Raw genomic sequence first — 13838 nt, forward strand, 5'->3', positions numbered from 1 at the left:
CGAACTACCCTGAACCCATGAACACACCCATGAACACGACGCAGGCCTACGCTTCGCCAACCCGGTTGTCCGTCTGGTCATTCGTCGGGTTGTTGGCGTTTGGTTTCATGGTGTCCTTGGCGATCTTTTACGCGGTGGACACTCTCGGTGTTCCGCCGTTGGCCATATTGGTCGCGTGCCCGTGCTTCCTGGTTGTGTGTGGCACCGTCGGCACGAGACGGGTGCTGCGCCGCCGTGAGGCTGCGAGGGCAGAGCCTTCGGGCGTGCAGTGAGTCTCTGCGCTTAGGCGTGACAGCGCTAGCACTCGCAAGAACTGAGGGGAACCCGTCGGCTTCGGTCGGCGGGTTCTCTGCTGTATGGCCTACAGGGACACTCAGCGAACGGGCTTCGACGCCTAGAAACGGTCCTAACGCAATGTCCTAACTGGCAGAGAAAGCCCAGTAACTATGCGGGTTAGCTCTGCGGGTTGGAGGCGCTGTGGCGGGTCGTCGTTGTCGGCGTGAGCGCTCGCCGCTTGACAAGGGAACGTCCGACACTCCCTCCGATGTGAATTTCGGGGCGTTCAGTGCCGCGGATAGGCGACGCGCGGGTCGTAGGCGAGCGTTCGGGGAGGTTCCCGCGGTCCGGGGTCGAGACTGACGGCCAGATGGATGGCTTCGTTCAGCGGGATTTTGTCGCCCCAGACCATGTTGTCGAGGACTTGGTCGTAGCCGGCGGCCAGCGCTTCATGCTCGTCGGTGCTCTGATCGTATGCCCGCAAGGACGCGAATCCGTCAGGGGGGCGCCGGATGCCGTCAGGGTGCCAGTCCTCGGCGATGCGCAGCAGCGCGCTGCTGTCGCGGCCGATGTGGCCTTCGAAACGATGTTGCTCACGGGCGATGCAGGCCAGGTCGTACACGTCGCGGGCCCGTTCGGCGATGTGTTCGAGGTCTCCCGACTCGGATGTCTGCGTCTGCGCGAGCAGTTTGTCCATCGCTACTGAGCAGGGGCCGAGCGTTTCGACTTCGAAGCCACCGAGTTCGGGGCAGTCGTCGAGCAGGTCGTCGTCGACGACTCTGCCGATCAGCGACATTGCCGTCTCCCGCTGCGTCATTATCTGAGGTGCCGCGAGATGCTTGAACGCCACATCGACGCGGGCCACGGTCTTGGTGTCTCGCAGGAACGACGCGAAGCTGTGCGCGTCGCTCTTGTCCGTGACCGTGTGGTGGCTGTCTGCGCCGTTCGCTGTCGCCCGGAAGGCTTGCTCGCACGCTTGCCGCAGTTGCTTCGGCGTTGCCAGCGGAGACCGGCTGAGGACCATGTCGATGTCTTCGGACCACCGGTCTGCAATTCCCCATGCTGCTGACAGCGACGTGCCTCCGGCGAAGACGAATTTGCCGGCTCGGTTCTCGACCTCGGACAGATTCGGATCCGGGTGGCGCCGCTGCACATAGCCGTTGCCTACGGCCTGAATCCATGCATGCAGCGTTCTGATCAGCCAATAGTCGGCAATGATCATGCTGTCGGCGAGGCCGTAATGAGCGGATGCGCGGCTCACGACCGCGTCGAAGAGTCCGCTGTCGTCGTGGAGGCGTCGCCCGACGTCCGCAGCGGGACGCACAAGCGAACCCGACGAGCGCATGGCGTGCTCAGTGTTGTCGGCGGAGTAGTCGGCGGCGTTCGTCGCGCCTGCCGATCCGATGCGGTGCTCAACGATCGGGCAGGTGTCGGCATAATTCTGGCATCTCCCTGCTCGACGTCGCGGGGCTAGGCACCTGCGGCGTTCAGGGGGACGACGAGGGAACGTCATGACGGTTCCACGATGTCCGGGAGGTCTCGTTTGAGTCGGGTGAGCGTCTCGGCGAACCCTCGGTTCTCGCTGTCGCTGAGCACGCTGCCTCGAGACCGGGGCTCCGTTTCGGCGGACCACAGGACACGCTGTTTGCAGATCGGCGCGCCGTGCTTCATCCAGCCGTTGGCTTCCACGAGAAGCCAAATGGCGTGATCCCAACTGTGGTAATCGGCCCGTGCTGCGAATCGGGCGGATTCAAGCAAGTTCGCCTCGTTCCAGTTGAGTTCTCTGCGTCTCCGGTTTGAGCGTTCCTTGAATTGGGGATAGGTACCGCCGAGGCGGATGCGCGGCGGCATCAAGTTTCGGTACGGGACCGCGAGAGTGACGCCGTACGGCTTCTGGGTCGACCAGCCGATCAGGTTGAGCGCCCCGAATTCGGCATACGCGGAACCGGGAGGCCCTAGCAACGACACGGCGTCGTCTGTCAGCAGCGGCGTCTTCCCGTAACGCGGTGACACCGGAGGCGGCTGCCGCCAGTAGATGCCGCGAGATGCTCGGCCGATGATCGGCTGCGGTTCGGCGAGCAGTCGAGCGAGGACGTTGCCTGCCAGATGCCTGTTGCCGGGGACCGCGACAGACCGGAACCATGTCCCGGCGGGCAGGTGTTCGATCCAGGCGCGGGCGGCAGCGGACTTGCTGCGTTGCTGCGCCGGCTCGGAACTCATGTACGAATGTTACCAACGCTGTTTTGCGCAGGCTCCAAGGATTGGAGCGAGCATGGGATCCTTACCACTACGGTCGCCGCATGATTGCGGGCTATTGCTGGCCGCACAGCGGTGCGGCGGGGGACAACATCGACCTGATGGTCAGCGCGGACGGTGGCTCATGCCGCGTCGAGGTGCTGCGGATCGGCGCAGACGAGCAACTCGTGGGTTCATGGGTGGTGGCGACCGCAGAGCAGCCGGTCCCCGACGACTGTGCCACCGAGGGATGCGGCTGGACGCCGACGCTGCAGTTAGAGATCGATCCTGCGTGGCAGCCGGGCTTCCACTTGGTGCGCTTGGCTGGCCCTGACGGCGAGGTCGCCGAAGCGTTCTTTGTCGTCCGTGCGGCCGAGCCGGGCGAGACACTGCTCGTGCTGTCCACCTCGACGTGGGCGGCCTACAACGACTGGGGCGGGCCGAGCTTCTATACCGGCGGGCACGTGTCCTCCCAGCAACGGCCGCTGCCACGGGGATTCTTGGACAAGCCGGACCCCCATCGCTACCGCGTCGCCCGCTTTGGGCAGCTGCCCCGTCCAGAGGTCGACGAGTACTTCGACAACTACTCGTACTGGTCCGCCGCCGCGGGGTGGGCGAATTGGGAGCGACTCTTCGTCAGCTGGGCGGAACGCAACGGCATCCAACTCGACTATGCGACGAGCTTGGATCTGCACCACCGCCCCGACCTGCTCGACGGACGCCGGTTGTACATCAGCGTCGGCCACGACGAGTACTGGTCCGAGGCCATGCGTGACCACGTCGAGAGCTGGGTCGACTCCGGTGGCGCTGCCGCGTTCTTCTCGGGCAACACCTCGTTCTGGCAGGTCCGCTTCGGTGACAACGATCGGGTGATCGGCTACAAGCTCGACTTCCATCTCGACCCCGTGATGGGGACCGACGCAGAGCACACGGTGTCGACGATGTGGAGCGACCCGCTCACCGGCAGGCCCGAGTCGGAAATGACCGGGGTCTCCTTTACCCGAGGCGGTTACGCCCACTGCCGGCGGGCTCCCAAGGGTTCCGGCGGCTACACGATCTGGCGGCCGGACCATTGGGCGTTCGACGGCCTGCGTCTGATCGCGGGCGACGTGCTCGGCGGCGAGCCCGTCGTCGTGGGCTACGAGTGCGACGGCTGTGAGCTGGCGCTGGCGGACGGTTTGCCAGTGGCCACGGGGACCGGCGGCACGCCGGCCAACTTCGAGGTGCTCGGCACGGCCCCGGCGCACCTGTGGGAGACCTCCGAAGCCCCACCGGGGATGCCTGACAGCTACGTCGGCGAGCTCAACTGGGTCACCGAGCGACTCGGCGGCGGCGACACGCCCAAGAACCGGGAGCGGTTTGCGCACGGCGCCGCGGTGATGGGCTGGTTCCAGCGGGGTCTCGGCGAGGTGTTCACTACTGGGTGTACGGATTGGGCCTACGGCCTCGAACACGATGACGTGGCGACGGTTACCGGCAACGTCATCGGCCGCCACGTCGACTGAGCTGGCGAACAACCAAATGTCGCGCGAGCAACGATTCGGAACACAGTCGGCGTGGGCGACGGCCGCAACGGCGGTGATGCCGGCTAGAAGACGCCGGGGTAGCTGCCGCCGTCAAGCTGGAGGCTCTGGCCGCTGATGAAGCCGGCCTGCGCCGAGCACATGAAGGCAAAGGCGTCGCCGAATTCCTCGGGACGACCGAGCCGCTTGGCATTCATCATCGCCTCCTGCTCTGCCCGAGCCTCCTCGTAGGTGATGCCCCGGCGCTCCACGGCAGACACGGCTCCTGGCGGCTGCGGTACTGGCCCTGTTGCTCGTCGCGCCGCTGGGTTACCGTACTTGCGCCCGCGAGGAGGCGACATGACTGACACCGCAACACTGCCCGAAACGGCGGCACCCATTGTGAAGGCAGCCGATATCGCGTACATCCGGTTCTCGGCACCCGATCTCGACGCGATGGAGACGTTTGTCAACGACTTCGGTCTCGTCGTCGCGCACCGCGACGAGGACGTGCTGATCTCGCGTGGCCTCGAACCGATGCCGTTCCTGCATGTCGTGCATCGCGGTCCCGCCAAGTTCATTGGCTGGGCGTTTGAAGTCGACTCCGAGGACGATCTGGTTGCGTTGGCCGATGCGGTGCCCGGCTGCTCGCCCATTCATGACATCGGCGGTGCCGAGGGCCGGCTCGGCGGCGGCAAGAGAGTTCACTTCGTGGAACCGATCACCGGGTTCGTGCTGGAAGCGGTTCACGGCCAGCACGCCGTGCCGCTTGCACCGCGTCGCGACCGCATCACCTACAACCACGCCGGGGTCGACGAGCGGGCAGGTGTCGAGCAGGACGTGGCCGGGAACCGCTACCCGATCAAGAAGGATCCCGGGCCGCCCGAGGTGTATCGGCTCGGCCACGTGGTGGCGGCCGTTCCTCCGGGAGCTCACCAGGCCTTCATGAAATTCCTGTCGGACACCTTCGGCATGCTCGTGAGCGACGCCGCTCGAATGATCATCCCCCCTGGCGCTGAGGAGCATTTCCCGCCGCCGCTGGTTGAGCTCATCAAAGCGACAGGCTCCGATGTGATGTTTCAGTTCATGCGCATGGACCGGGGCGCTGCCCTGACCGACCACCACACCGTCCTTGTGCTGCCACTCATGGATGGAACACCGGAGGCGCAGTTCAGCCATGCAGCGTTTGAGGTGTTCAGCATGGACGACGTCTTCCGGGGTCATATGCACTTCCGGGAGCGAGCCGCCGAAGGATCGCCGTACAACCTGGCATGGGGCATCGGGCGCCACGTCTACGGCTCGCAGGTCTATGACTACTGGCACGACCCCTACGGCCACGTCCACGAGCACATGTGCGACGGCGATCGGGTGGATGCCAGCTACGGACCGAACACGATCGACATGACCGATCCCGGGCAGTTCGGAGACAACGGCGGCAACCAGTGGGGTCCGACGGTCGAGGAATCGGGCGTGCACAACCTCAACGGCCCCCAGTGCGACCCCACGTTCGCAGACCGACCCGATGACGTCCGTGCCTCGCTGCTGTCGAGGGATCTCAGCGAGATACAGCGCATCGTCGAGGGGATCTGAGCCCGCGGTGGGCCCCCGAGAGAATCAGTTTCCGGCAGATCGAGACGCGAACCGGGCGCATCTGCTCGCGTCAGTCGAATCGGCTGCCGATGCATTGGCCACAGGCCGGGACGAATCCGAGCAGGCACGCCGGCTCTCGTCGACTTCGGTGGAGGCCTTGCGTGAATCGGGGTTGTTCATGCTCAAGACCCCGCGCGAGGTCGGCGGGGCCGAAGCACACCCGGTCGTGCAGATGGACGTGATCGAGGCGGTGGTCATGATTGACCCGGCCGCAGCGTGGTGCATGTTCATCACGGCGGCGGTGTCGGGCGCCACCTTGGCTCAGCTGACCGACGATGCCGTCGACGAAGTGCTCGCCGACGGCTTCCCCTTCATGGCCGGAGCGCTGCGGCCCGGCGGAATGGCTCGAAAGGTCGACGGCGGGTATCAGGTGTCGGGCCGGTGGGCGTGGGGCAGCGGCGTCGAGCATTCCGACTGGGTGATGGTGCCGGTCTTCTGCGACGACCCGCCACTGATCAGGGCGCTGGTGCCGACCAGCGAAGTCATCCTGCACGACAACTGGCACACGCTGGGCATGCGCGGCACGGGCAGCTGCGATTACGAGCTGGATGACGTGTTCGTGCCCGACAGGTTCGCGACCGATCTGCTGGGGGCCGAGCTGCTGCGGGGAGGGGCGCTGCACCGGCTGGGCCTGCCGGGGTATGTCGTGAACGAGCACGGCAGTTTCGCCTACGCCCTCGGCCGGCTGGCGCTGCGAACCATGAGCTATGCCGCAATCGAGAAGAAGCGCGGCTATCTCGGCGGGACCAGCGTCGCCGATCGGCAGGTCTTCCAGCGGGCTGTCGGCCACGGCGCCATCCGGATGAACGCCTGCGCTTCGGGGATGGCCGAGGCGCTTGAGCGCATGTTCGACTCGGCCGCCACCGGCCCGCCCGATCCGGCGCTCGTCACCGAGGCCCAAGCCGCCGCGGTCTGGTGCACCGACGAGGCAGTCGACGTGGTGAGCGAGCTGTTCCGGTACGCAGGCGGAAGCGCGGTCATGCTGGCGAACGACATGGGTCGCATCCTGCGCGACATCTACACCGTGCAATCACACCTCATGGTCTCCGATGTCGGCTATGAAAGCTATGGCCGTGTGGTGCTGGGTCTCGACCCGGGCGGTGGTCTCCCATAGCAGCGGCCATCGGCTGAAATGGGACCCAAGAGCAGGGGTCAGCAGTGATTGTCTTGACGAGTGACAGCACCAGCGACATCGCTCAGCGAAGCGATGACACGCACAAGCTGTGGGTGCGGGTCGATCAGCTCGCCGAGGCCACTGGTTGGCAGCTGAAGCCTGAGGGGGTGTGCCTCGGGGAGATATGCGTACCGCTCTTCGAGGCTGAGCGTGAAGAGTGGATCGCTGATGCCGACGACTGGGTGTGGTTCTGCTACTCGGCCTTCGCCGACAAGATCGGCCAGAAGTACGTGCACGACGACGGCGTGTGGAGCCTCGGCTCCGTGCCCGAAGTCCGTCGCATGGGGCTGGAGTCGGGGCTCGCCCCCGATTTCGAGATGACGGACCGCAACGGTGACACGGTGCGATTGTCTGAGCTGCGCGGCCGCAAGGTGGTGCTGTTCAGCTGGGCGTCGTGGTGAGGGTGCCGGGTCAACCTGCCGGTCTGGCAGGAACTGTACGAATCGATCGGCGCTGACCGCTTCGAGCTGATCAGCGTTGCGGAGGATTCCCAAGGCGAAGCTGCTGCAGGCAAGTGGTTCGATAAGGCGTCGCCGACGTTCCGATGCATCGTCGACCCGACGCACCGGATTAGCTCGTTGTTCGGCTGGGTCAATGTGCCGTCAGGTGCGTGGATCGACGAGGAGGGGCGCATCGTTCGCAGCAACGAGGGCGTGTTCCCCGATGAGACCACCATCAAGTTCGGCCTCGGCAAGGTACGGCTGGGCAACGACGCTTTCGCGCATGCCACGAGAGACTGGATCGATCGCGGAGCTGACAGCGATTTCGTCTGGTCCCCCGAGGAACTGGCCGCTCGTCTCAAGCCCGTCGACGACGACACCCTGCTGGCGGAGCCCACGTTCAAGCTGGCGTTGCACTTCGAAGCAACGGGCGACAGCAAGCGTGCACTGCGGCACTTTGACGCCGCGCAGCAACTGGCACCGGACAACTGGAACTACCACCGGCAGGGCTGGACCCACAAGGGAACCCTGTTCGCGTACATGCAAGTGCTGAAGAAGTCGGCCTACCTGCGCAAGAACACCGACAAGAACTACTACGACCCCATGGGACTGCCCGACGAGAACCATCGCCGGTTCACCGAGCCCGATTGGATCTGGACGCCGGCTGTCAACCGCCTCAAGCGCCTGCTGGGCCGACAGCCAAGCGCCGCGTCATCGTCACCGCAGAGCCCGAGCGATTCGCCGGGGCGCATACCGGAAATAAGATGAAAGTATGACAAAGCGCCGCATTACGGTCACCGTCGATGAGGATCTCATCGAGGCAGCGAGCGATGCAGTGGCAGCGGGGGAGGCGTCATCGGTGAGCGCTTGGGTGAACGAGGCAATGGCAGACAAGAGTGAGCGTCGACGTCGCCTCAAGGCTCTCCGCGAGGCGATCGCGGACTACGAAGCCGAGTTCGGGCCGATCACCGACGAGGAACTCGAAGAACAACGCCGTCTCGACACGATTGCGGCCGAGAAGGTCCGCGCCGACGGAACTCGTCGAAGGGCGCAGCGTGAGCTTGGTGCTTGACGCGGGCGCACTCGTCGCCTTGGAGCGCAACGATCGAACCCTGTGGCGACGGGTGGACGATGCGCACCTCGAGGGCAGCCCCCCGCTGACCCATGGCGGCATCGTGGCGCAGGTGTGGCGTGGCGGATCGGGACGGCAGGCCCGATTGGCGATGGCGTTGCTCGGCACCCTTGTCGTGCCTCTCGACAATGATCTCGGCCGTCGGGCCGGTGTTCTGCTGGCACGGACTGGATTGGTCGACGCCGTCGACGCTGCGCTTGTCGCGCTGTGCCACCCCGGTGACCAGATCGTGACCTCCGATCCTGCCGATATGGATGCGCTCGTCGACGCTGCCCAACTCGACGTCGACGTCATCCCGGTCTGACCTCTCAGAGTGTGAACGCTGCTGGGCGGCGTGTCCAGACCTCAACCGATGTGTGTTTCCGCTTCTGATAGCTGCGTCGCTTCGCCTTCGGCTGCCTCGGCGGCCCGGTTGGAGATTGTCGGCTCGCGGGCCAGTCGGCGGCGCCAGTCGGCGATCGTGCTCTCAGGTACAGCGAGTACCCGAGCCGCTGCGTAGTCGATGATGCGCCTGCCTTCGCAGAGCTCCCCGTCTCGCAACGGCAGCAACTCGATGTCGCAAGCCTTTTCGTAGGCCGCCAGCAAGTCACCCCAGCCAGGGTTGTCGGACGATGGCACCAAGATGCCCCGAAGCTGGTCCAGTGACCACGATGGATAGGTCAGCTTTCTTGTGCGCCGATTGAGCAGCATCACGCGCACGGGCGTGCTGTTCCACCAGACGCAAAGAGATCTAGCTTCGTCGTCGTTCGCGACTGATACGGGAACCCAGCCTGAGCCGACCGAAGGAGCATCGCTGAAGACAGCCACAAGCCTCCCCGCTACGGTGTCGTGCTTGTTGGCGACAAGCAGCTTGCTTCGCTGCTCCCAGTAGCGCTCAGCGAGCTGCTCTTTGCCGGGGCGCGGTTCGATTCGTTGCTCCGGGGTGCCGCGCATGGTCATACGCAATTTCGACGAGACCGACCAGAACGCGTCATAGCTCATGATTGACTCGTCGGCTTGAAGGCGTCTTGTATGCGACGGCCGGCAGGGCCGAGGCTCGGCTCAGAGCAACTCGCTCAAGCAGGCTCCGATACGGACGTTTCGGCTTATTCACGGTTCCCTCGTTTCCGGAATGCGTCTTGGATGCGCTGCCCGCCCGGCCCCACTGCGTGTCGCCTCACGGTCGGCTCGAATTCGCCTGGCGGAAGGCGCCCCGGACTGCTCGCCCGTCGGGCCCAAGACGGTGTCGCGTTCGGTGGGGCGGAAGGCGCCCCGAATGGCTTGACCGGAGGGACCGAACCCCCCCCCCCGTTCGTCAGCGAGTGAGCCGAACCGGCGGGAGCGAATTCGCCGGCTTCCAGCGCCGATGCGATTCCGGCCAGATTTCCGTCATACCACTGCACGGGCGACCAATCGCCATCGCGTACGCGCTCGGCTGGCCACAGCGTGAGGTTGCCCCACTCGCCAAGCTCGCCGCTTGCGATCGCGTCGGCCATGGCGAGTGCTTCCGCGGGGGTCAACGGCATCTTGCGCAGTGACACGAATCGGGTGGGTGGGTCGCTCGTAGGCGGATGAGACTGGTCATCGCGACGTCGGGCGACGAGCAGGCACTCGTGAATGCCGGTGTTCTCGGAAAAGTTGATGTTCTTCGGGTCGTGCGACGTGACGACCGTCTCGATGTGGAGCCGGTCCGCGAGAAAGCGCCGCTCGTTTTGCCCCGATGAGGCGGTACACGCAGTCGTGGGGACCACCGAGGCGACGGTTGCATTTCGAGAGGCCGACATTCGCTCCACGATCGGTGTGAAGTAGGTGCGGATGCTGTTGGCGTCGATGGTCGCACCGGCCGCCGGATCGACCTGCAGCAAGACATCGCGCAGCCCAAGCTCGTGCTGCTGCATGGCTTTCTTCTGAGCGGGCGAGAATTGGGAGTTCTTTTTCACGTTGTTGGTGAACGGGGGATTCATGATGACGAGATCTATGTCGCTGATCGGGAACTTGGCCCCGGAGTCCGCCAGCTGCGCGCCCACGCTCCTTGCCTCGGCGCGTCGCACGAGGTTTCGCAGAGACGCCTCGGATTCGGCGAAACCGAGGACTTCCAGCGTTCCCGCCATCATCGATCCATCGGGTTGGGGGCCGTGCCGGAGCGTGAACAGGTTCATCTTGCGGTAGTCGACGGTCGGCGCGCCCAAGGTGAAGTTCGATGCAGCGAACTGGATGGCCGGCGAGTTGATGTCGAGCCCGTGGAGCACGTTCTCGACGATTGCCTTGTACAGGTCGGAATCGTCGGAGCCAGCATCGGCGCCGCCCGCCTGTCGGCCAGCATCGTGGACGCGCTGCTTGAGCACCCGCAGCGCTGCCATGAGGAGCGTCCCGGTCCCACAAGCAGGGTCCATGATTCGCAGGCGGGCGATCTGATCGGAATCGGACCAGTCGGCGAAGTCCTCGTCGATGGCCAGTCGCGCCAGCATGAGCGCTGACAGATTCTTGGTGTAGAACGCGCCATACGCGGCTGCATTGGGCAGGATCCGGTGGTACAGCGGGCCGGCGTGGTCGTAGCCCATCTCGCTGAGCGAATCGGCGGTGCGGTTCGCACACTCGGCCAGGCTTCGCAGCGCCTCGACTGCGAACGGCCGAGACGGCAGCTCTCCCAGCACGGACAGGGCAGGTCCGAACACGGGCTCGTAGTCGTGCTCGAGAATCCGCTCCCACGCTTCTGCCAGAACCGCTGCGGGATCGAAGGCGCCGGTCACGCGGGCCAGATCGGCGATATCGCCGAACCGCGGCACCTCGCGCAGGCGACGGTGTAGCAGGCAGGCATTGATCAGCACGAGGGCGGCGACCTTGCAGATGTCGGTCTTGTTGGTGTCGTCAACAGCGAGGTTGCCCAGAGCGCCCGCCAGCGCCAGCGCCAGGTCGCCTTCACTGAACCGGGCACCGGCGAACGTCACGGCAAGCCCCAGATCGTCCGCCACGAGCTTTCCTGCCGATCCCAGACCCGACGCGGCGACGACATGCGCATAGATGGCAGCGTCCGCCTTGTGCAGATCGAGCGTGAGTTGCGCCGGCTCATCGACGCTCTCTGCCAGGTCGTCGCCGTCGCCCCGATTCCCCGCCGGCTGTGGGCGAGTGATCTCGCATGCCGTGACGAAGCGGGCCGGAGTCTCGGCGAGGCGAGTGTCGTGGGCCTGCAGCGCTCTCAGCACCTGGCCGACCGATCCGTAGCCGCTTCCGCCCGCTTCGAGTGTCGCTGCGAGATCTTCACCCGGGGGCACTGGGACCGGGATCACGATGTAGCCGAGCTTCTTGCCTTCGACACGCCGCATGACTCGCCCGACGGCTTGCACGATGTCGACCTGGCTGTCGCGGGGCTCCATGAACACCACCGCATCCAGCGACGGCACGTCCACCCCTTCGGTCAGCAGCTTCGCATTGCAGATCACGCGAGCGCACCGGTCGGTGCGAGTCCGCGCGAGCTTGCGCAGTTCCTCGCTGCGCTCGAAGGCCGGCACAGTCCCGTCGAGGTGAGTCGCTTCGACCTTGGTGGCCCCTTCCGTCTCTCCGTGCGCGCGCCTGCGTCGAGTGATGAGTGCACGCAGTTGGGAGTCGGCAAGTCCCATCGCGTAGAACTTCGATCTCGCGATGGAATTGGCGAAAGCGATGGTGCTGTCGAGCCGCCGAGGCACCTCGAGTTCGTTGCCCTCTGCCATACCGTTGATGGCAAGCGACATGCCGAGCAGCCTTTGAAGGTCTTCGATGCTGACCACGAGCGGCTTCGGCCCGCCCGTCTGCGATTCGGCAGACTCGTCGCCTAGGTCGATGAGCCGCTGTCGCATGCCCGCCGGAACGGCGCTGTCGTGAACGCCCAATACGATCACGCGGTAATCGGCGAGCATGTCGGTCTCGACTGCTTCCTTGAACGACAGGCGTTCCAGCTCGGGGCCGTAGACATCCAAGTCGTTCATGTCGACGGTTTCGATGCCGCGTCCGGCGAGCGATGCCTTGGACGAGGCGGTGTAGATGCGGGGGGTCGCCGTCATGTAGAGCCGTTTGCGGGCACGCAAGCGGTTGTCATCGTGGACCATCTGGAAGCCGCTGCCCCGACGGCTTCCAGCCGCATCGGAAACAGCGCCCGTCGTGCGGTGCGCCTCGTCGCAGATGACCAGATCGAATGCCCCGGCAGCGTGTTCGCTCTGTGCCTCGCAGGGCCGCTGCAGCGACTGATACGTGCAGAACACCACGCGTGTCGCGTCTGTGTCACGGGTGGGGTCCAGCATCACTCCGATTTGCTGCGGCGACGTCGTCACTGGGCACTCCAGTTCGGAGACCCGCATCTCGGTCGCGCTTTCGGAGCGGCCGCCTGCGGACTCGTCGGAGCAGACGACCACACACTCAAGAGGTCGCGTCGTGTGCAGCAGCCATTCTCGGCGTGCTTGGGCCACCAATGCGATGCTCGGCGCCACGAACGCGATGCGTCCTCCGTTAGGGACCACGCTCTCGGCGATGCGCAGCGAGGTGAACGTCTTGCCCGTGCCGCAGGCCATGATCATCCGGCCCCGGTCGTGGTGTGACAAGCCCTCGACGACCTTGTCGATGGCCTCGCGCTGGCGTGGCCAAGGCGCACGAACAGGCCGCTCCTGCAGCTTCTCGCTGATCTTCTCGAACTCATGGCGCAGGAAATCGATCCGGCGAAGCGAGGAACCAAGGCTGTCGACCTCTGCAAGAGCGTTATTGGTCCATGGCGATGTCGTGACGATCCACCGCATCGCGAACACCGGCTGATCGGCGGCATCTGTGGCCTGCGACTGGCCCAAGAACGAGTCGATGTCGGCCATGGCGACCCGTCGCGTCGGTGCGTAGCACTTGCATTGGATGGCGATGTGGCTGCCGTCGCGGTGGCGCGCGACGAGGTCGATGCCGGTATCTCTGCCGCTGAGGCCGGTTAGTTGCTGACGTTCGCGCCAGCGTCCCCAGTGCTCGATCTCGTCGATCTCGTACTCGGGGCTCTCGAGGAAGACGATCTTGACGAGTTCCTCGAACCACCGGCCTGTCTCGGATTCGTCACGGCTGGTCGTACGTATGCGCTCGATGACCTCGCCGACCGTGACGAGTCCTTCTACCGCAGGTTCAGCATCCGGGTTGGGGGGGGGGGGGGGTCAGCGAAAGGCAAGTTCAGCGAGGCCAAGTCGATGTCCTCGCGGCGCATCCCGCGGGTCGCAAACCCGGTGAGCTCAATCTCGTCTTGCTCTGGGGTGATCCGCGTTGGACTCGTCTCGCTCATCGATGCCTCCAGTTGCTCGGGCAATTGTGGCCCAGCGCGACGGTGCCGTGCGGCATCACTGCTGCCGCCACGTCGGAAACACTCTGAATCGAGGCACAGACGATCTCCAAACTGCCGCATGGAAGGCCTACAAAACGCAGTATGTGGAGGCTCGACGCTGCGTGCCGGCGTC

At 65.2% G+C, this 13838-nt stretch carries 11 protein-coding genes and 1 pseudogene; 7 read left to right on the forward strand and 5 right to left on the reverse strand.

What is annotated here, in order from left to right; all coding sequences use genetic code 11:
- Window positions 1–17 precede the first annotated feature (17 nt).
- A complete protein-coding gene (locus tag ACOGJB_RS00465; protein ID WP_419838878.1) occupies window positions 18–272 on the forward strand; it encodes a hypothetical protein in 255 nt (84 codons plus the stop codon).
- Between the two features lie 290 nt (window positions 273–562).
- Here ACOGJB_RS00465 and ACOGJB_RS00470 read toward each other — a convergent pair whose 3' ends face one another.
- Window positions 563–1789, reverse strand: a complete 1227-nt coding sequence (locus ACOGJB_RS00470; protein WP_419838879.1) for a nucleotidyl transferase AbiEii/AbiGii toxin family protein — start codon at window positions 1787–1789, stop codon at window positions 563–565.
- Complete coding sequence (locus tag ACOGJB_RS00475; protein WP_419838880.1) at window positions 1786–2496, reverse strand: hypothetical protein; 711 nt, start codon at window positions 2494–2496, stop codon at window positions 1786–1788. Before ACOGJB_RS00475 ends, ACOGJB_RS00470 begins: the two co-directional genes overlap by 4 nt.
- 80 nt (window positions 2497–2576) lie before the next feature.
- Here ACOGJB_RS00475 and ACOGJB_RS00480 point away from each other — a divergent pair, with 80 nt between their 5' ends.
- Window positions 2577–4016, forward strand: a complete 1440-nt coding sequence (locus ACOGJB_RS00480) for a N,N-dimethylformamidase beta subunit family domain-containing protein (RefSeq protein WP_419838881.1) — start codon at window positions 2577–2579, stop codon at window positions 4014–4016.
- Between the two features lie 83 nt (window positions 4017–4099).
- Here ACOGJB_RS00480 and ACOGJB_RS00485 read toward each other — a convergent pair whose 3' ends face one another.
- Window positions 4100–4294: an SDR family oxidoreductase gene (locus tag ACOGJB_RS00485; RefSeq protein WP_419838882.1), complete on the reverse strand. Its 195-nt coding sequence runs from the start codon at window positions 4292–4294 to the stop codon at window positions 4100–4102.
- Between the two features lie 79 nt (window positions 4295–4373).
- On the opposite strand from ACOGJB_RS00485, the gene ACOGJB_RS00490 reads away from it, so the two are divergent.
- The 5 genes and pseudogenes from ACOGJB_RS00490 to ACOGJB_RS00510 all read left to right on the forward strand — a co-directional run bounded on the left by ACOGJB_RS00490 (window position 4374) and on the right by ACOGJB_RS00510 (window position 8713).
- Window positions 4374–5603, forward strand: coding sequence for a hypothetical protein (locus ACOGJB_RS00490; RefSeq protein ID WP_419838883.1), 1230 nt, complete (start codon window positions 4374–4376; stop codon window positions 5601–5603).
- Between the two features lie 94 nt (window positions 5604–5697).
- Entirely contained in the window at window positions 5698–6777 is a 1080-nt protein-coding gene (locus ACOGJB_RS00495) for a hypothetical protein (RefSeq protein WP_419838884.1), read from the forward strand.
- 44 nt (window positions 6778–6821) lie between these two features.
- A pseudogene (locus tag ACOGJB_RS00500) lies at window positions 6822–7973 on the forward strand (redoxin domain-containing protein); the annotation flags it as partial.
- 76 nt (window positions 7974–8049) lie between these two features.
- On the forward strand, window positions 8050–8349 hold the full coding sequence (locus ACOGJB_RS00505) for a hypothetical protein (RefSeq protein WP_419838885.1): 300 nt from the start codon (window positions 8050–8052) through the stop codon (window positions 8347–8349).
- A complete protein-coding gene (locus ACOGJB_RS00510; RefSeq protein WP_419838886.1) occupies window positions 8333–8713 on the forward strand; it encodes a twitching motility protein PilT in 381 nt (126 codons plus the stop codon). Before ACOGJB_RS00505 ends, ACOGJB_RS00510 begins: the two co-directional genes overlap by 17 nt.
- 41 nt (window positions 8714–8754) lie before the next feature.
- Here the strand turns inward: ACOGJB_RS00510 and ACOGJB_RS00515 are convergent, their stop codons facing one another.
- Both ACOGJB_RS00515 and ACOGJB_RS00520 read right to left on the reverse strand, forming a co-directional pair.
- On the reverse strand, window positions 8755–9390 hold the full coding sequence (locus ACOGJB_RS00515) for a hypothetical protein (RefSeq protein ID WP_419838887.1): 636 nt from the start codon (window positions 9388–9390) through the stop codon (window positions 8755–8757).
- Window positions 9391–9494: 104 nt separating this feature from the next.
- Window positions 9495–13475 (reverse strand): DEAD/DEAH box helicase family protein, encoded by a 3981-nt coding sequence (locus ACOGJB_RS00520; protein WP_419840787.1) that lies wholly within the window; start codon window positions 13473–13475, stop codon window positions 9495–9497.
- Window positions 13476–13838: the final 363 nt, after the last annotated feature.

The organism is Candidatus Poriferisodalis sp. (assembly GCF_965208895.1).
GTDB lineage: Bacteria > Actinomycetota > Acidimicrobiia > Acidimicrobiales > Poriferisodalaceae > Poriferisodalis.

Coding starts and splice junctions, on each gene's coding strand:
- ACOGJB_RS00465 (WP_419838878.1), top strand. CDS start 18: ATGAACACACCCATGAACACGACGCAGGCCTACGCTTCGCCAACCCGG.
- ACOGJB_RS00490 (WP_419838883.1), top strand. CDS start 4,374: ATGACTGACACCGCAACACTGCCCGAAACGGCGGCACCCATTGTGAAG.
- ACOGJB_RS00505 (WP_419838885.1), top strand. CDS start 8,050: ATGACAAAGCGCCGCATTACGGTCACCGTCGATGAGGATCTCATCGAG.
- ACOGJB_RS00475 (WP_419838880.1), bottom strand. CDS start 2,496: ATGAGTTCCGAGCCGGCGCAGCAACGCAGCAAGTCCGCTGCCGCCCGC.
- ACOGJB_RS00470 (WP_419838879.1), bottom strand. CDS start 1,789: ATGACGTTCCCTCGTCGTCCCCCTGAACGCCGCAGGTGCCTAGCCCCG.
- ACOGJB_RS00480 (WP_419838881.1), top strand. CDS start 2,577: ATGATTGCGGGCTATTGCTGGCCGCACAGCGGTGCGGCGGGGGACAAC.
- ACOGJB_RS00515 (WP_419838887.1), bottom strand. CDS start 9,390: ATGAGCTATGACGCGTTCTGGTCGGTCTCGTCGAAATTGCGTATGACC.